The following is a 22,102-nucleotide window of genomic DNA, read 5'->3' as shown; positions in this document are numbered from 1 at the left end:
CCGCTCGATGCTCTATTGTCATCGCTACACCCGGCGCTGTGCGGCGCACCCATGCCGCATAAGCAGCCTGCCTCGCGCCAATCCAGGCAACCCCTACCTCAATAGCAAAAAATGACGGCTTGCTATGTTGCAAAGCAATATGAAAATAGTTTCGCGCAGTTGACGTAAACGTCAACTAAGGGTCTATGATGCCTCTTGCTGCAAAACACCTCAAAAGGGAAAGCATATATATGAGCCAGAGCAATCCTCTGTCGCTGCACGTACCGGAGCCTACCGGCCGCCCGGGCTGCAAGACTGATTTTTCGTTTCTCCAGGTGAGCGCTGCCGGTTCGGTCCGGCGTCCACCGATCGATGTCGCTCCATTGGAGACAAGCGACATCGCCCAACAACTGATCCGCGTGCTCGACGAGCACGGCAATGCCGTCGGCCCCTGGGCCGAGGAGCCCGACCGCGAACTGCTGCGCTTCGGCCTGCGCACCATGATGAAGACCCGCATCTTCGATGCGCGCATGGTGATCGCCCAGCGCCAGAAGAAGATGTCGTTCTACATGATCTCGCTCGGCGAAGAGGCGATCGGCACCGCCCACGCCCTCGCGCTGCAGGACGGCGACATGAATTTCCCGACCTACCGCCAGCAAAGCCTGCTGATGGCGCGCCAGGTGCCGCTGGTCGACATGATCTGCCAGCTGCTGTCCAATGAGCGCGATCCGCTCAAGGGCCGCCAGTTGCCAGTGATGTACTCGGTGCGCGAGGCCGGCTTCTTTACCATTTCGGGCAACCTTGCCACCCAGTACCCGCAAGCCGTGGGCTGGGCCATGGCCTCCGCGATCAAGGGCGACACCAAGATCGCATCGGCCTGGATCGGCGACGGCGCCACCGCGGAATCCGATTTCTCGACCGCCCTCACCTTTGCCCATGTGTACCGCGCGCCGGTCATCCTCAACGTGGTCAATAACCAGTGGGCGATCTCGAGCTTCCAGGCGCTCGCCGGCGGCGAGAGCGTGACCTTCGCCACCCGCGGCATCGGCAGCGGCATCGCCTCGCTGCGCGTGGACGGCAATGACTTTTTGGCCGTGCTGTCGGCCTCGCGCTGGGCCGCCGAACGCGCCCGCAGCAACCTCGGTCCGACCCTGATCGAATGGGTCACCTACCGCGCCGGCCCGCACTCGACCTCGGACGATCCTTCGCGCTACCGCCCGGCCGACGATTACGCCCGCTTCCCGCTGGGCGATCCGATCGCCCGCCTGCGCCAGTACCTGAGCAATCTGGGCTGGTGGTCGGATGCCGAACACGAGGCCGTGCAGGCCGAACTCGAAGCCGAAGTGCTGGCCGCGCAGAAGGAGGCCGAAAGCTACGGCACCCTGGGCGACGAGCGCGCGCCGAGCGCCGCGACCATGTTCGAAGACGTTTATAAAGACATGCCGGAGCACCTGCGCCGTCAGCGTCAGCAGTTGGGAGTATAAGATGGCACGAGACGATCAACCGAAGGACATCGCAACGATGCCGATGACCATGATCCAGGCACTACGTTCGGCCATGGACGTGATGATGGAACGCGACGGCAACGTCGTGGTGTATGGGCAGGACGTCGGCTACTTTGGCGGCGTGTTCCGCGTCACCGACGGCCTGCAGGCGAAGTACGGCAAGTCGCGCGTGTTCGACGCGCCGATCTCGGAAGGCGGCATCGTCGGCACCGCGGTCGGCATGGCCGCCTATGGCCTGCGCCCCGTGGTCGAGATCCAGTTCGCCGACTATTTTTATCCGGCGACCGACCAGATTGTGTCCGAGGCGGCTCGCCTGCGCTACCGCTCGGCCGGCGAATTCACCGCGTCGATGGTGATCCGCATGCCTTGCGGCGGCGGCATCTACGGCGGCCAGACCCACAGCCAGAGTCCCGAAGCATTCTTCACCCACGTGTGCGGCCTGCGCACCGTGATGCCCTCGAACCCCTACGACGCCAAGGGCCTCCTGATCGCCTCGATCGAGAACGACGATCCGGTGATCTTCCTGGAACCCAAGCGCCTGTACAACGGGCCGTTCGATGGCCACCACGACCGTCCGGTCGTGCCATGGTCCGGCCATCCGAAGGGCGACGTCCCAACGGGTTACTACACCGTCGACCTGGATAAAGCTGCCATCGTCCGCCCCGGCAACGACGTCACCGTGCTGGCCTACGGCACCATGGTCTGGGTCGCCGAAGCGGCGGCGCGCGAATCGGGCGTCGATGCCGAAGTGATCGACCTGCGCAGCATCTGGCCGCTCGACCTCGACACCATCGTCGACTCGGTCAAGAAGACCGGCCGCTGCGTGATCGTGCACGAGGCGACGCAGACCAGCGGCTTCGGCGCCGAACTGGCGGCGCTGGTGCAGGAACACTGCTTCTACCAGCTGGAAGCGCCGATCGGGCGCGTCGCCGGCTGGGACACCCCGTATCCGCATGCGCAGGAATGGGCTTATTTCCCGGGGCCCGACCGTGTCGGCGCGGCCCTGAAACGCGTGATGGAGGGTTGATTCAATGGGTATTCACGTTATCAAGATGCCTGACCTCGGCGAAGGCATCGCCGAGGTCGAGGTCGTCGCCTGGCACGTTCAACCGGGCGACGTCGTCAAGGAAGACCAGGTGCTGGCCGACGTCATGACCGACAAGGCGACGGTCGAGATCCCGTCGCCGGTCGCGGGCACCATCACGAGCCTCGGCGGCGCGATCGGCCAGTCGCTGGCCGTCGGCGCGGAACTGATCCGCCTCGAAGTCGCAGGCGCCGGCAACCTGAAGGACAAGGGTGCAGCCAGCCAGGAACCGGTCAAGACGGCCGCCGCCACCGCGCCGGCCGAAGAAGTCGCCGAGCCGCAGCTCGCAGCCGTGGCGGCCAATGAAGCATCCGCAGTAGCTCCTGCCCCCGCCCCTGCCTCCCGGCCGGCGCCGACCGCACGTCCGGCGCCAGTGTCGAAGAGCGCGCCCCAGTTGCGCGCCGAAGGCGAAAAACCGCTGGCCCCGCCGGCCGTGCGCCAGCGCGCCTGGGACCTGGGCGTCGAGCTGCAGTTCGTGGCCGGCAGCGGCCCGGCGGGCCGCATCACCCACGCCGACCTGGACGCGCACGTGGCCGGTCATCGTGGCGGCGCGGCCAATGGCGGCCCCGACGAGCGCTACGCCGAGCAGCATGGAGAACATGCGACGCAAGTGATCGGCCTGCGCCGCAAGATCGCCGAGAAGATGCAGGAAGCCAAGCGCAACATCCCGCACTTCACCTATGTGGAAGAAGTCGACGTCACCGAACTCGAGGCGCTGCGCATCCAACTGAATGCACGCTACGGCGCAGAGCGCGGCAAGCTGACCCTGCTGCCGCTGCTGATGCGCGCCGTGGTGCTGGCCCTGCGCAGCTATCCGATGATGAGCGCGCGCTACGACGACGACAAGAACCTGCTCACCACCTATGACGCGGCCCATATCGGCATCGCAGCCCAGACCGACAACGGCCTGATGGTGCCGGTGGTGCGCCATGCCGAATCGCGCGACCCGTGGTCGAGCGCGGCCGAGATTTCGCGCCTGGCCGACGCCGCACGCACTGGCAAGGCCACGCGCGACGAACTGACCGGCTCCACCATTACCATTACCAGCCTCGGCGCGCTGGGCGGCATCGTCACCACGCCGGTGATCAACCGCCCGGAAGTCGCCATTGTCGGCGTCAACCGCATCGTCGACCGTCCAGTAATCAGGGATGGCGCCATGGTCGCGCGCAAGATGATGAACCTGTCGTCCTCGTTCGACCACCGCGTGATCGACGGCATGGTGGCGGCCCAGTTCGTGCAGGCGATCCGGGGCTACCTCGAATTCCCTGCAACCCTGTTCGTGGAGTGAGCCGATGGAGACGATCAATACCACACTGCTCATCATCGGCGGCGGCCCCGGCGGCTACGTGGCCGGCATCCGCGCCGGCCAGCTGGGCATCCCGGCCATCGTGGTCGAGGGCGCGAATCCCGGCGGCACCTGCCTGAACATCGGCTGCATCCCGTCGAAGGCGCTGATCCATGCGGCCGACGAGTACCACAAGGCCGCAACCTATGCGGCCCAGGAGTCGCCGCTGGGCATCAGCGTCGACAGCCCGAGAATCGACCTGGCGCGCACCGTGGCCTGGAAGGACGGCATTGTCAAGCGCCTGACCGGCGGCGTCGGCGCCCTGCTCAAGAAACAGGGCGTGCGCGTGGTGCACGGCTGGGCGCGAGTCCTGGACGGCAAGACGGTCGAAGTCGAGGCCGACGGCCAGGAAACGGTGCGCATCCGTTGCGAACACCTGCTGCTGGCCAGCGGTTCGCAGGCCGTCGAGCTGCCCTTTATGCCCTTCGGCGGACCGGTGATCTCGTCGACCGAGGCCCTGTCGCAGGACAGCGTGCCGCGGCGCCTGGTGGTGGTCGGCGCCGGCTACATCGGCCTGGAGCTGGGCACGGCCTACCGCAAGCTGGGCAGCCAGGTAACGGTGGTCGAGGCGGCGGAGCGTATCCTGCCAGCCTATGACGCCGAGCTGGTCAAGCCGGTGGCCAAGTCGCTCGAACGCCTCGGCATCGAGCTGCGCCTGGCCACGTCGGTCCTGGGCATGGAAGGTGAACAGGTCAAGGTGCGCGACGCTTCCGGCGTCGAGGCCTACCTCGAAGCCGACAAGGTGCTGGTGGCCGTCGGCCGCAAGCCGGCAACCACCGGCTGGGGCCTGGAAAACCTGATGCTCGACATGGCGGGCCGCGCGATCAAGGTCGACGAGCAATGCCGCACCTCGATGCGCAATGTGTGGGCGATCGGCGACCTCACGGGCGAGCCGATGCTGGCCCACCGCGCCATGGCCCAGGGCGAGATGGTGGCCGAGATCATCGCCGGCAAGCGCCGCTGGTTCCAGCCGGCGGCGATTCCGGCGGTGTGCTACACCGATCCCGAGATCGTGGTGGCCGGTATGTCGCCATCCGAGGCGGCTGCCGCCGGCATCGATGCCATGAGCGCCAACTTCCCGTTCAGCGCTAACGGCCGTGCGATGACGATCGAAAGTACGGACGGCTTCGTGCGCGTGGTCGCGCGCAAGGACAACCACCTGATCCTTGGCTGGCAGGCGGTCGGTGTCGGCGTATCGGAACTGGCGGCAGGCTTTACCCAGTCGATCGAGCTGGGCGCCCAGCTGGAAGACGTCGCCCGCACGATCCACGCCCACCCGACCCTGGGCGAGGCGGTGCAGGAAGCCGCGCTGCGCGCGCTGGGTCACGCCCTGCACATCTAAGCAGAAACGCCGCCCCATCCGGGGCGGCGTTCCAGTTCAAACCGGTGGGGCGCGCGTGCGCGGCGGTGCGGCCAGCGCCGTGCCCAGGCGCAGCGCCGACTCGACCGCGCGCCCGATCGGCGGCTGGTAACCATCCTCGATCCAGCGCAGGGCAATGTGGATCACGCCCCCGATCACCCCCGCCTGCAGCAGTTCATCGTCCGAGGCGGCGGACCCAGTCACGCGCGCGACTTCGCGCCCGATGGCGCGCAGGGAGGCGTCGAAGGCCTGGTCGACGGCGCGGCTCACGCCACGGATCTCGACCAGGAACACACGCGCCGACTGCGGCTCGCGCTGCAGGGCCGCGAAATACGCGTGCAGCATCGCGCGCGAGCGCGCCACCTGGCCGCGCCCGGCCGCCTCGCCCGCGCGCAGGATTTCGCCCAGCACGCCATAGGTGACGGCATTGTAGGAATCGATCAGCAGCGCCTCGCTATTGGCGAAAGACTCGTAGAAATAACGTTCAGTCAGGCCGGCCGCCTCGCAGACCGCCTTTACCGTCGCCTGATGATAGCCGCGCTCGCCGTAGACGGCGATGGCGCCCGCGATCAGGCGGCTGCGGCGCTCGGCGCGGCGCTGCTCTTGCGACTGGCCGCGATACGAGCGCGAGAGTGTGGACGTAGTGGAAAGCTCTTGGTTCATCCCCCACATTTTGACACAACTTTCCGTTGGTTATCAAAATGTGATGAATGTCGGTTTGCTCACCCGGTTGAACGGCCTGCGCGTCCCTCTACCTAAGGCTGGCGGCGCACGGTGCCCTGATCGTACTCGTCGTCGTCGGCATCGGTCGCGCCTGTCGCATTCTGTCGATGTTCGCCGGCACCCGACTGGCGGTTGCCGCCACCCTGGAAACCCCGGTCCGACTGCTCGTCGTTCGAGCCGCCGGCCAGCAGGTCGTCAGTGCGACCGGCCGCGCTTCCCTGGCCGCTTTGCTGCATTGCGCCATCACTGGGGCGCTGGGCCGGATCCTTGCTCTCGGCGCTGGCTCCCACCTCGCCGGTCGCACCGGCGCCCATGGTTGCCGCGCTAGTGGTGCCGTTGGTCACTTGATCCCAGCTACGGCCCTTCACATCCTTGCCTTCGTTGTGCGTCGACATGGCGATCTCCTCATGTTCAGTAACGTGGGACCCATCTTAGCCGTCCGGCGTATGACGGCAATAGGCGGACGGCCTCGCGTCCTGTAGGACTTGGCGTGCCCGGCGATGCCGATGACGATTCGGAACGCATTTTTGCTGCGCAGCAACATGATTATGATTATTGAGATACACTATCGGTTTGCGCATCTCGATTGACGCATGTTATGCAGCGGCCCCGCCTCTGTCTCGCTCTTCGCGAGCTGACGGCCGCGCCGCCAACCAAGAAAGACTATCCAGTGAAGAATCTAAAAATTGGCGCCCGCCTCGGGCTCGCCTTTGCCGTCGTCCTTGCCCTGCTGCTGGCCATGGCGGCCACCTCCCTCACCCGCATGCAAACCGCAGGTGACCTGACTTATCGCCTGGTCAATACCAGCACCAAGAACCAGTTCACGACCTCGGAATGGCGCAAGCTGGTCGAGGTAAACGACGCCATGATCGGCACCATCTATCATGCGGGCAGCGCCGGCGTGGTCGCGCAACTCGAACCGCGCCTGCGCGCCAACGTGCGCCAAGCCGACGCCTTGCAAGCCGACGTCGACGCCAACCTGCTCAACGCGAAGGTACGCGTGTTCCTGGACCGCGCCAAGGAACTGCGCGGCGCCTATGACGGCGCGCGCGACGCCGTGCTCGAGGCCAAGCTGGCGGGCGATCCGGCCCGCCTCGATCAGGCTTATAACGTGCAGTTCGTCCCGCGTGCCCACGCCTTCGAGGCTGCGCTGACGGAATTCGCCAAGCGCCAGGGTACCGCCACCGCCGGCGTCGGCACCACCATCCTGAAATCCTACGCCGAGACGCGCATCATCCTGCTGGTGCTCGCCGTGGCCGCCGTCGCCCTTGGCGCCGGCTTCGCCTGGTTCATCACCCGCTCGATCACCGCGCCGCTGCGCCATGCGGTCGAGGTGGCCGAGCGCGTGGCCGACGGCGACCTGGGCAGCCGGGTCGAAGCGCAGGGCCGCGACGAGGTGGCGCAGCTGATGGAGGCGCTGGGCCGCATGAACGCCAACCTGGCCACCATCGTCGGCCAGGTGCGCGACGGCAGCGCGGCGATCGCGCAGGCGTCCGGCGAAATCGCCAGCGGCAACCAGGACCTGTCGAGCCGCACCGAGCAGCAGGCCGGCTCGCTCGAGGAAACCGCGGCCTCGATGGAAGAACTCACGTCCACCGTGCGCCAGAACACGGAGCATGCACGCCGCGCCAACGGCCTGGCGGCCAGCGCGGCCGGCGTGGCCGGCGAAGGCGGCAAGATGGTCGATGAGGTGGTCGGCACCATGGGCCGCATCGACGCCTCGTCGCAGCGCATCGTCGACATCATCGGCGTCATCGACGGCATCGCTTTCCAGACCAATATCCTGGCCCTGAACGCGGCGGTCGAGGCAGCACGCGCCGGCGAGCAGGGCCGCGGCTTCGCGGTCGTCGCCGGCGAGGTGCGCACCCTGGCCCACCGCTCCGCAGCGGCGGCCAAGGAAATCAAGACCTTGATCGACGATTCGGTGAACCAGGTCCAGCAAGGCACGCAGCAGGTGGCGCGCGCCGGCGCCACCATGGGACAGATCGTGGACGGTATCCGCCAGGTCACGGTGATCATGGGCGAGATCGCCGCCGCCAGCGAAGAGCAAAGCGCCGGCATCGAGCAGGTCAATACCGCCATCGCCGAGATGGACCGGGTGACCCAACAGAACGCGGCGCTGGTCGAGCAGGCGGCGGCCGCCGCCGACGCGATGCGTGAGCAGGCCGGGCAACTGTCCGCCGTGGTCGGCACGTTCCGCCTTGGGAATGGCGATGCCGCCGGGGCTAAGCCGCAGCGACGGCCGGTACGCGTCGCCCTGCCGGCCTGACGGCTCGGCCCACGGCGGCGGCCTGCCGCCACGGCGAATTGCAAAATGCGTAGTACTACGCATGTTGCAAATTTGCCGCAAGGCAATTGCATTGCCGGTTTTGCGGGTTATACTAGGGGTCTTCGATATGGCGCCGCGCGCGGCGCCTGCCGGTCCGGCCGCGCCCGCGGCCAGCCTGCAGTCACCAAGCAGACTGGAAACTACCCTCGTGAAAAAACTGAATATCGGCGCCCGCCTGGGCCTCGGCTTTGCCATTGTTCTCGTACTCTTGCTCGCCATGAGCGCCACCGCCCTGACGCGCATGCAGTCGGCGGCGGACCTGACCGACCGCCTGGTCAATACCAGCATCAAGAACCAACGCAGCGTCGCCGAGTGGCGTCGCAACATCGAAATCAACAGCGCCATCAACGAAACCGTCTATTACGCTCCCGACGCCGGCATCCTCGAGGTGGTCGGTCCCAAGCGCCAGGCGATCACCAGCCGTTCCAACGTGCTGCAGAAGGAGATTGAGGGATCCCTGCGCAACCCCGGCGTGCGCGAACAGTTCAAGCTCGTCAAGGAAGAACGCATCGGCTATATGGCCGCGCGCGACGCCCTGTTCCAGGCCAAGCGCGAAGACAACCGCGCCCGGCTCGACGACATCTACCGTAATCAGCTGAGCCCGCGCACCGTGTCCTATCTGGCCACGGTCGACAGGTTCGCCAATATGCAGATCACCGCCACCGACGGCGTGGCCCAGTCGATCCTGGCGTCCTACGCCAGCACCCGCGTAATCCTGTTCACGCTGGGCGGCGCGGCCCTGCTGCTGGGCGCCGCCTGCGCCTGGTTCATCAGCCGCTCGATCACGGCGCCGCTGCGCCAGGCGGTCGACGTGGCCGAGCGCGTGGCCGGCGGCGACCTGACCAGCCAGTTCAGCCGCCAGGCGCTCGAGCGCGGCGACGAGGTCGGCCAGCTGATGTCGGCGCTGGCGCGCATGAACGGCAACCTGGCGGCCATCGTCGGCCAGGTGCGCGACGGCACCGCCACCATCTCGGTCGCATCCGGTGAGATCGCCAGCGGCAACCAGGACCTGTCGAGTCGGACCGAACAGCAGGCCGGCTCGCTGGAAGAAACCGCGGCCTCGATGGAAGAGCTCACTTCGACCGTGCGCCAGAACACCGAGCATGCGCGGCGCGCCAACGGCCTCGCCGCCACCGCCGCCGGCGTGGCCGGCGAAGGCGGCCGCATGGTGGCCGACGTGGTTGGCACCATGGGCCGCATCGACGCCGCCTCGCAGCGCATCGTCGACATCATCGGCGTGATCGACGGCATCGCCTTCCAGACCAATATCCTGGCCCTGAACGCGGCGGTCGAAGCGGCCCGCGCCGGTGAGCAGGGCCGCGGCTTCGCGGTCGTCGCCGGAGAAGTGCGCACCCTGGCCCACCGCTCGGCCGCGGCGGCCAAGGAAATCAAGAGCCTGATCGCCGACTCGGTCGGCCAGGTCCAGCAAGGCACGCAGCAGGTGGCGCGCGCCGGCGCCACCATGGAGCAGATCGTCCACAGCATCGAGCAGGTGACCGTGATCATGGGCGAGATCGCCACCGCCAGCGAAGAGCAGAGCGCCGGCATCGAGCAGGTCAATACCGCCATCGTCGAGATGGACCGCGTGACCCAGCAGAATGCGGCCCTGGTCGAGGAAGCGGCGGCCGCTGCCGATGCGATGCGCGACCAGGCGGCGCAACTGTCTGCCGTGGTCGGCACCTTCCGGCTGGAACACGGCGCCGCCGGGCCAGCAACCGCGCGCCGCACGGCGCCCGCCATGCATCCCGCATTGACGGCCTGATGCCGGCTACTGGCGATGGGTTTAACGCAAGTTAACAGCGTCACCTGCGTTAACAGTTCGACCAGAAAGCAGCGCGCAAGCGTTGCAATCTGGTCGCACTTTGTTCAATAACTTTACTGCAGACTATTGCCTGTAGACATGAGCTGCTAGACTGGCAGACTTTGCATCCTCTGACGCAATTTTATTTGCTAAAAAGAACAATAAGAGGATGTTCTACCCAGGACGGGTAAGCATCGGTCTACACAGGAGTCGTCTACATGAAAGCAATGCAAGTCCGCCCAGCGCAGAAGCTGCTGGTGGCGGCGGTATCCGGTATCGTCTGCAGCATCGCCCACGCCCAGCAGCTTCCCTCCACCCAGGTTGACGGCACGGCGCTGCCCGAAGTCGTCGTCACCGCCCAGCGTACCGCCACACTGGCCTCGCGCACGCCGGTCGCGCTCAGCGTCGTCAGCGGCGAGCAGCTGCGCGACCTCGGCGCCATCAGTCCGGCCGACATCGGCCCGCGCCTGCCGAACGTGCACATCGACCAGGCCTTCTCGGGCCTGCGCGTGACGATCCGCGGCATCAGCAATAACGACACCACCGACAAGGGCGACCCATCGGCCGCCTTCATGCTCGACGGCGTCTATATCGCGCGTCCGGCCGGCCAGAGCGCCAACCTGCTCGACGTCGACCGTATCGAAGTGCTGCGCGGCCCGCAAGGCACGCTGTACGGCCGCAATACCACCGCCGGCCTGGTCAACGTGATCTCGAACGCCCCGACCGACCTGCTCGAAGGCGCGCTCGGCCTGGAGATGGGCACCTATGGCCGACGCAAGGTCGACGGTGTGATCAACGTCCCCGTCAACGAGGCGCTGTCGCTGCGCGCCGCCATCAGCCAGCTGCGCCAGGACCCGTTCCTGAAGAACGGCCAGGGCACGCCGCACCGTCCGGGCATGGACCGCGACGAACGCGATGCGCGCCTCTCCGCGAAGCTCAAGCTGAACCGCGACTCCACGCTGGTGGTGCGCTACGACCACGGCGAGACCGAGGGAAATAACGACCGCATCGTCCCCGACACCAACTTCTTCACCGGCGTGGCCAGCGGCCGCCCGGTCTGGCGCGACAGCACCACCGACGAGCGCCTGACCAACAGCTTCCGGCCGCCGAACATGACGCCGGTGCAGGGCTGGCACGACCGCCGCGCGCGCGGCCTGTCGGCCGACCTGAGCTGGGACCTGGGCCCGGCCACCGTGTATTACCTGGGCTCGCACCGCAAGCTGGACCAGGCGATCCGCCAGAATTATTACTACCGCGTGGCCCCGACCCTGGCCCTCGGCGTGGTCAACAACTACGACGGCCACAACGAGCAGGATTCGCACGAGCTGCGCATCGCCACGAATGGCAGCGGTCCGCTCAGCGCACAGGCCGGCCTGTACTACTTCAGCGAAGACTCCAACACCTCGTACGCCTTCCAGGGCCTGCAGCCGGTTGGCCTGCCGCCGTATTACTCGTTCCCGCTGCACACCCAGGCGCAAAGTAAGGCAGTCTTCGGCCAGCTGACCTGGCGCGTGCTGGACGGGCTGCGCCTAACGGCTGGCGCGCGCCGCACCGAGGACGACAAGGACCGCGTCGGTTCGACCGACTTCCAGCAAGGACCGGTGTTCAATCCGGCCACCGACCGCCGCCTGCCGAACGCCGCCGAGCTGTCCACCTCGCGCACCACCTGGCGCCTGGGCGCCGAATATGACCTGGCCCCGGGTACGCTGCTGTACGGCAGCCTGGCGACCGGTTACAAGGCCGGCGGCTTCAATGACGGCTGCGTGGCCGGCGCCGAGATTGGCGGCGTCGCCTGCCCTGCCGCCGCCGCGGTCGAACAGGATTACCTGTATTACCAGCCCGAGGAGTTGCGCGCCTGGGAGGCTGGCCTGAAGTCGCGCCTGCTGGATGGGCGCCTGAGCTTCAATGCCGCCGCCTTCTATTACGACTACACCAACCTGCAGCTGAGCAGCAATGCGATCGTCTCGGGCGCCCCGCGCCTGTTGACGCGCAATGCCGGCCAGGCCCGCTCGCGCGGCCTGGAGCTGGAGGGCGAGCTGCGGGTCGGCGCCAACGGCCGGCTGCGCTACGGCGCCACCTTCCTCGACGCCCATTACGCGGCCTATAACCCGAACGCCAGCGTGTCCTGGGCCGGCCGCAAGCTGGATCGCGCGCCGAGCCACGTCTATACCCTGGGCTACGAGCACCGCTTCCACGTGCTGGACGGGCAGCTGCACGCCGGTGTGTTCTCGCGCCGCAGCGCCGATTACGCGATCACGATCCCGAGCAACCTGCTGGAATACCGCATCCCGGCGCACACCACGACCGACGCCACCCTGCGCTACCAGCCGGCGGCGGCGAACTGGAGCCTGCTTGCGCGCGTGCGCAATCTCGAGAGCTCGGTGCGGCCATCGCTGATCGACAGCTTCGGCATGGCCACGCCGACCGCGCCGCGCACCGCCGACCTGCGCCTGGACCTGCGCTTCTGATCCGGAGCTGCATTCTTACGATACCCACCGCCGTAGCAGGAGCCCATATGCACCGCGATGCACCCCATATGCCTTCCCCATCCATGCGCGCCGATCCGCCTGCCGACCTTGCCGTCTCCGGCATGCTGGCCGGGGCCGACGGGCCACAGCAGCTGGCCGACCGCATCGCCGCGGTCAATCGCGAGCTGGCGCGCTGGGATAGCAATGGCGGTCTGGCGCACTGGCAACCGGGCCCCGGTCTCGATCCGCGTGCCGCGGCGGCGCTGAAGGATTACCTGGCCGGCTGCCTGGCCCTGCCCGCGTGGGCCGAGCCGGAGCGCATCGCGCGCGCCGAAAGCCTGTTCATGGACATGAGCATGCTGTCCTGCACCCTGCTGTTCTGCGCCAGCCTGCCCGAGTGCTACGTGCTGCCCGACCTGTCGGCCGTGCTGCACGCGGCAGGCCAGCTCGAGGCGCACACCGACTACCGGGTGCGCGCCACCGCCGCCATGATCTTTCCCGTCATGCTCGCGGGCGGACTGACCGCCGGCGAGGGCGCCGGCGTGGCCCAGGCGCTGAAGGTCAGGCTGATCCACGCCACCATCCGCCACCTGATCCTGCGCGGCTCGCCCGAGGATTCGCTCGGCGCCGGTCCCGTGCGGCCACTGCTGCCCGCCGGCGGCGGCATCTACCACACGCTGTATGCCCACGGCTGGGACACCGAGCGCAACGGCCTGCCGTGCAACCAGGAAGAGCTGGCCTATACCCTGTTGACCTTCCACTATGTATTCCTGCGCAGCCTGCGCAAGCTGGGCCTGGGCCTGGAGCGCCAGGACGAGGAAGACTACCTGCATGCCTGGAACGTCCTGGGTCACATGCTCGGGATCGAGCGCTCCCTGATGCCCGATACCATGGAACAGGCGCAGCAGGCGTTCACGGAGATCCAGGCGCGCGGACGGGAGCTGGTGCGGGCGCCGGATCCGCGTCCGGCCCTGGCGGCGGCCCTGATGCGCGCCATGGAAGACGAGATTCCACTGCGCCTGTTCAAGCCCTTCCCGACCCTGCTCACGCGCCACCTGTGCGGGCGCGACGCCAGCGCCGATCTCGGGCTGAACAAGCGCCGGCCGCTAGTCTCACGGCTCGTGTTCGCGGGCGGCCTGGCCCTGGTGCGCGCCATCGACGCCACCGTGCGCCTCATCGTGCCGGGCTTCTCGATCAGCCGCATGCTCACGCGCGCCTTCGGCTACCGCCTGGTGACCCGCTTCCTGATGGACCAGACCCGGCCCCTGCGCCTGCCCGACGCCCTGCTGGGCCAGGTGCAGGATGCGCTCGGCCAGTGGCGCCACGATCCGCGCGCCCCGCGCTGGATGAACCGGCTCGAAGCGAAGCTGGCCGGGCACCGCACCGCGGCAACGGCAGACTCCGGCGCTGACCCCGAAGCAGACAAACGGGCGGCTTGACCATGCGCGCCCTGTCCATCTTCCTCGGCCTGGCGCTCTGCCTTTTACTGTCCAACGGCGCCGGCGCTGCCCCGGCCAGCGTCGTACTCTTGGCCGCCGACACCCCGGCGGTCGAAGGCTGGCCCGCGGCGAGCCTGCTGCGCGACACCAGCAAGACCCTGGACGCGGCCGGCGCCCTGGCCGCGCCGGAACGCTTTGCGGCGCCCGACAAGGCCTATGGCACCCTGGGCCTGAATCCGGCGCCGAGCTGGATCCGCATCCCGTTCCGGGTCGCGCCCGACGCCCCTGCGCATTGGGTGGTGCAGTTCGACGTCGCGCTGCTGGAATACCTCGACGTCTACCTGGTCGATGGCAAAGCGCTGCGCAAGCTGGCGGCCACCGGCCGGCGCCAGGATATGGAAGGCGCGCTCAAGGGGCGCGTCCCCGCCATCGCGCTCGAGCTCACTCCCGGCCACGACTACACCCTGCTGGTGCGGGTGCAGTCGCGCGGCCCGAAGCTGCTGCCGGTGACCTTCTTCCAGCCGGACGCCTTCCACCAGGCCTCGCTCGTGGAGCAGATGCTGCAAGGCCTGCTGCTCGGCATTGCCGCCTGCCTGGTGCTGTACAGCGTGGGCCAGTGGGTCGCCCTGCGCGACGGCCTGTTCCTCAAATATGCGCTGTTCATCGGCGGCCTGACCGTCTACCTTGCGACCTGGTACGGCACGGCCGAGCAGTTCCTGTGGCGCGACCACCTGTGGCTCAGCGAGCATATGATGGGGATCTCGTCGATGATCGGCTCGGTCGGCGCCTACCTGTTCGTCGAGCAGATCATGGCGCGGCCCGGGCGCGACCGCAAGTTCCGGATCGTGATGCGCAGCGGCGCCGCGATCTGCGCGCTGTCCGCCGTGGCCTGGGCCTTCGACTGGATCGCGCACCTGCCGATGATCGTCATCACCTCCACGGTCGGCGCGGTGCCGATGCTGCTCGGCGTGCCGGCGGCATTCCGGCGCATGCGCGAGCGCGACGCGATCGGCGCCTATTTCCTGGTCAGCTGGGTGGCCAGCTACGGCGGCACGATCACCCAGACCCTGCTGGCCGCCGGCGAGGTGCCGGTCAACTTCTGGACCGCCCACTCGCTGCAGCTGGGCATCACCTTCGACATGCTGGTCTTCATGCGCATCCTGAGCCTGCGCGCCAAGGCGCTGCGCGAGGCGATGCAGCGCGCCGAAACCGAGGCGCGCATGAAGTCCGAGTTCCTGGCCAATATGAGCCACGAGATCCGCACCCCGATGAACGCGATCATCGGCATGAGCCGGCTGGCCCTGATGGCCGATCCGAATCCAAGACTGGGCAACTACCTATCCAAGATCCTGGGCGCCGGCGAACACCTGCTGGGCATCATCAACGACATCCTCGACCACTCGAAGATCGCGGCCGGCAAGATGTCGGTGGAGGCGGTGCCGTTCTCGCTCGACGAGATGCTCGAACAGCTGTCCAACCTGGTCGGGGTGAAAACCGACGCCAAGGGCATCGAGCTGGTATTCCGGGTCGGGCCCGGCGTGCCGGCGCGGCTGGTGGGCGATCCGCTGCGCCTGGGCCAGGTGCTGATCAACCTGACCGGCAACGCGGTCAAGTTCACCGAGCACGGCGAGATCGTGGTCGCGGTCGAGGCACGGCCCGGTGCGGCCGGCGACGGCCGGGTCATGCTGGCGTTCTCGGTCAGCGACACCGGCATCGGCATGACCGCCGGCCAGCTCGAATACCTGTTCGACTCCTTCACCCAGGCCGACAGCTCGACCACCCGCCAGTACGGCGGCACTGGCCTGGGCCTGTCGATCTCGCGCCAGCTGGTCGAGCTGATGAAAGGAACGATCTCGGTCCAGAGCACGCCCGGCGCCGGCAGCCGCTTCACCTTCACCGTCCCGCTCGGGATCGACGACGGCCAGGGTGGCGCCGGCGCGCTGCGCCCGGCGATCCTGACCGACCTGCGCGCCCTGGTGGTCGACGACAGCGCCAGCGCGCGCACCGCGCTGGCCGAGATGCTCGACACCTTCGGCGCCCAGGCCGACAGCGCCGCCTCGGGCGAGGAATGCCTGCGCATGCTGGCCGCGGCGCAGGCCGAAGGCCGCCCCTACCAGATCGTGCTGATGGATTACCTGATGCCCGGCCTGGACGGCATCGCCACCATCCGCCGCATCCCCGCCCATGTGGCCGGGGCCACGCCGCCGGCGATCCTGATGGTGTCGGCCGTCGGCCGCGAGGCGGTGCTGGAAACGGCCGGTGAACTGCCGGTCGACGCCTTCATCAACAAGCCGGTCGGCCCGGCGCTGCTCTACCACAGCATGCTGCAGGTGCTGCATCCGCACAACGTACCGGCACAGGACAATGTCGACGAAGGCGCCGAGCGCACGCCGCCAGGCATCATGGCCGACCTGCCGCGCCTGGACGGCGCGCGCATCCTGCTGGCCGAGGACAACGCCAACAACCGCGAGGTCGCGCTCGACTTCATGGCGGCCGCGCGCATGCAAGTCGACGTCGCCTTCAACGGCGTGGAAGCGGTACGCATGGCGCGCGAGGGCGACTACGACCTGGTGCTGATGGACATCCAGATGCCGGAGCTGGACGGCCACGCGGCCACGCGCCAGATCCGCCTCGATCCGCGCCTGCGCACGCTGCCGATCGTGGCCATGACGGCGCACGCCATGGCCAGCGACCGCGCGCAAAGCCGCCTGGCCGGCATGAACGACCACGTGACCAAGCCGATCGACCCCGACCTGCTGTTCTGCACCCTGCTCAAGTGGATCGACCCGGCGCGCCTGGCCGGCCGCACCATCCCGCAAGCCTCGGGGCAAGGAGCGGCGACGGCGCAGCCGGCGACGGGCGCGCGCGCCTTGCCGGCCGTGCCGGGCATCGACTGGCGCCTGGCCCTGGACAATGTCGACGGCCAGCGCAGCCGGCTCGAAAAACGCGCCGGCAGTTTCGTGCGCGAATACGGCAGCGCGCCCGACATCCTGCGCGAGGCATTGAACGGCGGCGACCATGCGCGCATGCAGTCGCTGGCGCACAACCTCAAGTCGAGCGCGGCCTATATAGGCGCCTTCGAGCTGTCCGCCGCCGCCGGCCGCCTCGACCAGGACCTGCGCACCGGACTGCATGAACGGATCGGGGTCCAGGTGCCGGCGCTGATTGCCGCCGCCGAACCGGTGCTGGCCGGCCTGGCCCAGCTGGCGGCCGCCGGCCGCCCGCAGCCATCCGATCCGCAGGCGCTGGCGGAGGTGTTGGCCCGGCTCGACGCCTGGCTGCGCGCCGACGATGCCCGCGCCGAGGATGCGCTCGACCAGCTCGAAGCGCTGCTGGCCGGCCGCCCATGCGCGCAGGACCTGGCGCCGCTGCGGCGCGCCATCGACGAGGTCGAATACGGCGCCGGGCTGGCGCCGCTGGCGCGGCTGGCGCAGCGGATTGGAGTCCAGATCGTGCCCCAGACCGAGGACAGTGCCTGAGGCGGCGCGCCGCCCCGCACATCGGTCCGGTACTGCGCCGCGCTACCGCGCGCCACCCAGGGCCGGTTGCGGGGTGCACTGGCACTGTCCACGGCAGAGTCTTCCTGCTAGACTGCCGAGCGGTTCGCCTGCCGCCTCTACCGAAAGATCCATGACGCCCACGCCATCTGTCCCGCACCTCCCGGCCCCTGGCGCCTTCGTGCGCCTGGCGATGGCGCTCATGCTCCTGATGCTCTGTGCGCTGCCGGCGCTGGCCGCGCCGCTGCAGCTGGCGCGCGACGCCCAGGTGATCGAGGCCTGGCCGGCGGTGACCGTACTGCACGACGCCGACAGCCGCCTGGACGCGGCGGCCGCACTGGCGGCGCCGGAGCGCTTCGAGCAGCCGCGCACCGCCTACGCGACCCTGGGCATGCTGCCCGGGACCACCTGGCTGCGCATCCCGGTGACGGTGCCGAAAGACGCCACCAATGGCTGGGTGCTGCAGGTCGACTACGCCCTGCTCGACGAACTGGACGTCTATCTGGCCCGCCCCGAAGGTCTGGAGAAGATCGCCAGCCTGGGCCGCATGCAGGCGCAGTCCGGCGAATCGCTTGCCGGCCGGGTGCCGGGCGCCCTGCTGCGCCTGATTCCCGGCACCGACTACACGGTCTTGCTGCGCGTGCGCTCGGTCGGCCCCAAGATCCTGCCGATCACCTTCATGCAGCCGCACGCCGTGCTGCCCAATGCGCTGGGCGAGCAGATCCTGCAAGGACTGCTGCTGGGACTGCGCATCACCCTGTTCCTGTATGCGATCGGGCAGTGGACCACGCTGCGCGACCACCTGTTCGGCAAGTACGCGCTGCTGGCGGCCGGGGTGACCGTGTACTCGGCCGCCTGGTTCGGCATCGCCGGCCAGTACGTCTGGCCCGGCAACGCCTGGCTGCTCGAACACGGGGCCGGCATCGCATCGATCCTGGCCTCATGCGGCGCCTACCTGTTCGTCGAGCAGTCGCTGGCCCGCCCCGGACGCGACCGCATCTTCAGCCTGCTGATGAAGACCCTGGCCGCCCTGTGCGTGGTGACGGCGCTGGGCTTCGGCTTTGGCCTGATCAGCCATCGCTACCTGGTCATGATCGTGGGCACGCTCGGCATCCTGCCGATGCTGCTCGGCCTGCCCGGCGCCTTCCGCCGCGCGCGCGCCGGCGACATGGTCGGCACCTATTTCCTGATCGGCTGGGCCGGGGCCTTCGCCTGCGCGCTGATCACCGCCCAGCTGATCGACGGCAGGCTGCCGGCCAACTTCTGGACCATGCACGCACTGGTGTTCGGCAGCACCTTCGACATGCTGGTCTTCATGCGCATCCTGGGCCTGCGCACCAAGGCGATCCGCGAAGCGATGCTGCGCGCCGAAGCCAGCACCCGCATGAAATCCGAGTTCCTGGCCAATATGAGCCACGAGATCCGCACCCCGATGAACGCCATCATCGGCATGAGCCGGCTGGCCCTGATGAGCGAACCGGCGCCCGCCCTGCGCAACTACCTGGGCAAGATCCTTGGCGCGAGCGAACACCTGATGGGCATCATCAACGACATCCTCGATTTTTCGCGCATCGAGGCCGGCAAACTGCATCTCGAGGAGGTGCAGTTTGACCTGGACGAGCTGCTCGAACACCTGTCCAGCCTCACCGCGGTGAAGGCAGAAGCCAAGGGCCTCGAGCTGGTGTTCCGGGTCGGGCCGGGTGTGCCGACGCGCCTGGTCGGCGACCCGCTGCGCCTGGGCCAGGTGCTGATCAACCTGACCAGCAATGCCGTCAAGTTCACCGAGCATGGCGAAATCGTGGTGGCGGTCGAAGCGGTCAAGTCCGTGGCCGGGCGCGTGACGCTGGCGTTCTCCGTCAGCGACACCGGGATCGGCATGACCGAGGAAGCCATCGGGCGCCTGTTCCAGTCGTTCAGCCAGGCCGACAGCTCGACCACCCGCAAGTATGGCGGCACCGGCCTTGGCCTGTCGATCTCGCGCCAGCTGGTCGAACTGATGGGTGGCGACATCGCGGTGCGCAGCGCGCAGCGCAAGGGCAGCTGCTTCACCTTCAGCGTGCCGCTCGGGATCGCCGACGGCCAGTCCGCCGCCGCCAATGTACGCCAGGCCCTGCTGCAGGACGTGCGCGCGCTGGTGGTGGACGACAGCGCCACCGCCCGCAGCGCGCTGTCCGAGATGCTGGACGGCCTGGGCATGCGCGCCGATACCGCGGCCTCGGGCGAGGATTGCCTGGCGCTGTTGAAGCACGCCGACGCCGCCGGCCAGCCCTACCAGGTCGTGCTGATGGACTACCTGATGCCAGGGCTGGACGGGATGGAGACGATCCGCCGCATCCGCGGCTGCGCGCAAGAACACGGGCACGACCGCCCTCCGCCCGCGATCCTGATGATCTCGGCCTGCACCCGCGAGACCGTGATGGACGAAGAAGGCGAACTGCCGGTCGACGCCTTCCTGCACAAGCCGGTCGGTCCCGCCCTGCTCTATCACAGCCTGCTGCAAGCCCTGCACCCGCAGCTTGGCCCCATCGAACCTATGGAAAAATATTTGCCGGCCATGGCCGACCTGCCGCGCCTGGACGGCGCGCGCATCCTGCTCGCCGAGGACAATGCCAACAACCGCGAAGTGGCGCTCGAATTCATGGCTGCTACCCGCATGCAGGTGGACGTCGCCTTCAACGGCGTGGAAGCGGTGCGCATGGCGCGCGCCGGCGACTACGACCTGGTGCTGATGGACATCCAGATGCCCGAGATGGATGGCCTGGCGGCCACCCGCGAGATCCGCCTCGATGCGCGCCTGCGCGAACTGCCGGTCGTGGCCATGACCGCGCATGCGCTGGCCAGCGACCGCGCCTTGAGCCGCCTGGCCGGCATGAACGATCACGTGACCAAGCCGATCGACCCCGACCTGCTGTTCTGCACCCTGCTCAAGTGGATCGACCCGGCGCGCCTGGAAGGGCGCCCGGCGCCGCAAGGGCTCCTGCCCGCCGTCCAGGCGCAGGCCCCAGCCCACGACCCAGCCTCCACGGCGGCTCTGCCGGCGGTGCCCGGCATCGACTGGCGCCTGGCCCTGGACAAGGTCGACGGCCAGCGCCGGCGCCTGGAAAAGCGCGCCGGCAGCTTCGTGCGCGAATACGCCGCCGCGCCGCGCATCCTGCGCGACGCGCTGGCGGCGGGCGACCACGCGCGCCTGCAAGGGCTGGCGCACAACCTGAAGTCGAGCGCCGCCTACGTCGGCGCCTTCGAGCTGGCCGGCGCCGCCAGTCGGCTGGAGCAGGACCTGCGCGCCGGACAGCTGGAACGGGTCGGCATCCAGGTGCCGGCGCTGGTGGCGGCCGCCGAATCGGTGCTGGCGGGCCTGGCCCAGCTGGCCGCCGCCACCCTGCCCAAGCCGAGCGATCCGAAGGCGCTGGCGGCGATCATCGCCCGCCTCGAGGGCCACCTGCGCAGCGACGATGCGCGCGCCGAGGACGCGCTGGCCCAGCTCGAAGCGCTGCTCGCGTCCAGCATCGACCCGAACCTGTACGACGCCGCGCTCGATGGCGTGCGGCGCGCTGTCGCCGATATCGAGTATGCTGCCGCGCTGGCGCCGCTCTCTGCGCTGGCGGCGCAACTCGATCTCTGTCATAGCCTCAGCCTCGAAAGCAGCCGATGAACATAGTGGAGAACCAGAAAGTGCTGGTGGCGGATGATGACGCCATCAATCGCGAAGTGCTGGGCGAATTGCTCAAGCCCGAATACACGGTGCTGCTGGCCCGCAACGGCGCCCAGACCCTGGAGCGCGCCACGCGCCACCTGCCCGACCTGATCCTGCTGGACGTGATGATGCCCGACATGGACGGCTACGAGGTGCTGCGCCGGCTGCGCGGCGACCCGCAGACGGCCCACATCTCGGTGATCTTCATCTCGGGCCTGGACCGCCCCGAGGACGAGGCCAACGGCCTCAAGATGGGCGCCTCGGACTACATCGTCAAGCCCTTCAACCAGACCGTGGTAATGGCGCGCGTGGCGCTGCACCTGCAGGTGGTGCGCCAGCGCCGCATGCTGGAACGGCTGGCGAACATCGACGGCCTGACCGAACTGGCCAACCGCCGCCGCTTCGACGAAATGTACAGCCTCGAATGGCAGCGCGCGCGGCGTTCGGGACGGCCGCTGTCGCTGGCCCTGCTCGACATCGACGCCTTCAAGCAGTTCAACGACCGCTACGGCCATCCGAGCGGCGACCGCGCGCTGCGCTCGGTGGCGCGGGTAGCGGGCGCCGCCATGCGCCGCCCGGGGGATATGGCGGCGCGCTACGGCGGCGAGGAATTGCTGCTCATGATGCCCGAAACCGACGCGCTCGAAGCACGCCGGATGGCCGAAGGGGTGCGCGAGGCGGTGATCGCCCTCAACGTCGCGCACGAGGCGTCGGGCGTGGCGCCGCTGCTGACGGTGAGTATCGGCGGCGCCACGCTCGATCCGGAGGGCGACGAAGGGCCAGCCGAACTGTTCGAGGCGGCCGACGCCCAGCTATACCGCGCCAAGCAGAGCGGACGCAACCAGGTGTGGTGGCGCGAGGGCGGCGCCGCGGTCTGA

Annotated in this window: 13 protein-coding genes; 11 read left to right on the top strand and 2 right to left on the bottom strand. The window is 68.4% G+C overall.

The features are described 5' to 3' along the window. The first annotated feature begins 230 nt into the window (after positions 1-230). From SOM28_RS04085 to lpdA, 4 genes are read left to right on the top strand one after another with little or no spacing between them, the layout of a single operon-like run. Positions 231-1,463: a 3-methyl-2-oxobutanoate dehydrogenase (2-methylpropanoyl-transferring) subunit alpha gene (locus tag SOM28_RS04085; protein WP_147935464.1), complete on the top strand. Its 1,233-nt coding sequence runs from the start codon at positions 231-233 to the stop codon at positions 1,461-1,463. Between the two features lie 37 nt (positions 1,464-1,500). Continuing rightward, positions 1,501-2,511, top strand: coding sequence for an alpha-ketoacid dehydrogenase subunit beta (locus SOM28_RS04080; RefSeq protein ID WP_320467321.1), 1,011 nt, complete (start codon positions 1,501-1,503; stop codon positions 2,509-2,511). A gap of 4 nt (positions 2,512-2,515) precedes the next feature. Further along, positions 2,516-3,856 carry a dihydrolipoamide acetyltransferase family protein gene (locus tag SOM28_RS04075; protein ID WP_123071819.1) on the top strand — a complete coding sequence of 447 codons (1,341 nt, stop codon included), beginning with the start codon at positions 2,516-2,518 and terminating at the stop codon, positions 3,854-3,856. Positions 3,857-3,860: 4 nt separating this feature from the next. Beyond that, positions 3,861-5,255 (top strand): dihydrolipoyl dehydrogenase, encoded by a 1,395-nt coding sequence (gene lpdA, locus SOM28_RS04070; protein ID WP_320467298.1) that lies wholly within the window; start codon positions 3,861-3,863, stop codon positions 5,253-5,255. 36 nt (positions 5,256-5,291) lie between these two features. On the opposite strand, the gene SOM28_RS04065 is transcribed toward lpdA, so the two are convergent. Both SOM28_RS04065 and SOM28_RS04060 read right to left on the bottom strand, forming a co-directional pair. After that, positions 5,292-5,936 (bottom strand): TetR/AcrR family transcriptional regulator, encoded by a 645-nt coding sequence (locus tag SOM28_RS04065; RefSeq protein ID WP_320467297.1) that lies wholly within the window; start codon positions 5,934-5,936, stop codon positions 5,292-5,294. A 92-nt stretch (positions 5,937-6,028) separates the two neighbouring features. Continuing rightward, a complete protein-coding gene (locus SOM28_RS04060; protein ID WP_320467296.1) occupies positions 6,029-6,391 on the bottom strand; it encodes a hypothetical protein in 363 nt (120 codons plus the stop codon). Between the two features lie 275 nt (positions 6,392-6,666). On the opposite strand from SOM28_RS04060, the gene SOM28_RS04055 reads away from it, so the two are divergent. The 7 genes from SOM28_RS04055 (at position 6,667) to SOM28_RS04025 (ending at position 22,102) form a co-directional block, all read left to right on the top strand. Next, complete coding sequence (locus SOM28_RS04055; protein ID WP_320467295.1) at positions 6,667-8,265, top strand: methyl-accepting chemotaxis protein; 1,599 nt, start codon at positions 6,667-6,669, stop codon at positions 8,263-8,265. A gap of 208 nt (positions 8,266-8,473) precedes the next feature. Further along, positions 8,474-10,087, top strand: a complete 1,614-nt coding sequence (locus tag SOM28_RS04050; RefSeq protein WP_320467294.1) for a methyl-accepting chemotaxis protein — start codon at positions 8,474-8,476, stop codon at positions 10,085-10,087. A gap of 257 nt (positions 10,088-10,344) precedes the next feature. Continuing rightward, complete coding sequence (locus tag SOM28_RS04045; protein WP_320467293.1) at positions 10,345-12,594, top strand: TonB-dependent receptor; 2,250 nt, start codon at positions 10,345-10,347, stop codon at positions 12,592-12,594. 47 nt (positions 12,595-12,641) lie between these two features. Then, positions 12,642-14,033 (top strand): oxygenase MpaB family protein, encoded by a 1,392-nt coding sequence (locus tag SOM28_RS04040; protein ID WP_320467292.1) that lies wholly within the window; start codon positions 12,642-12,644, stop codon positions 14,031-14,033. 2 nt (positions 14,034-14,035) lie between these two features. Beyond that, complete coding sequence (locus tag SOM28_RS04035; RefSeq protein WP_320467291.1) at positions 14,036-17,512, top strand: hybrid sensor histidine kinase/response regulator; 3,477 nt, start codon at positions 14,036-14,038, stop codon at positions 17,510-17,512. A gap of 151 nt (positions 17,513-17,663) precedes the next feature. Beyond that, positions 17,664-21,182: a hybrid sensor histidine kinase/response regulator gene (locus SOM28_RS04030; RefSeq protein ID WP_320467290.1), complete on the top strand. Its 3,519-nt coding sequence runs from the start codon at positions 17,664-17,666 to the stop codon at positions 21,180-21,182. Beyond that, complete coding sequence (locus tag SOM28_RS04025; protein WP_320467289.1) at positions 21,179-22,102, top strand: diguanylate cyclase domain-containing protein; 924 nt, start codon at positions 21,179-21,181, stop codon at positions 22,100-22,102. Before SOM28_RS04030 ends, SOM28_RS04025 begins: the two co-directional genes overlap by 4 nt.

Source organism: Massilia sp. CFBP9026 (assembly GCF_034045165.1).
In the GTDB taxonomy this organism is placed as follows: domain Bacteria; phylum Pseudomonadota; class Gammaproteobacteria; order Burkholderiales; family Burkholderiaceae_D; genus Telluria; species Telluria arenae.
The sequence above is the reverse complement of the archived record's forward strand: the minus strand, read 5'-3'. Positions and strand labels throughout refer to the sequence as shown.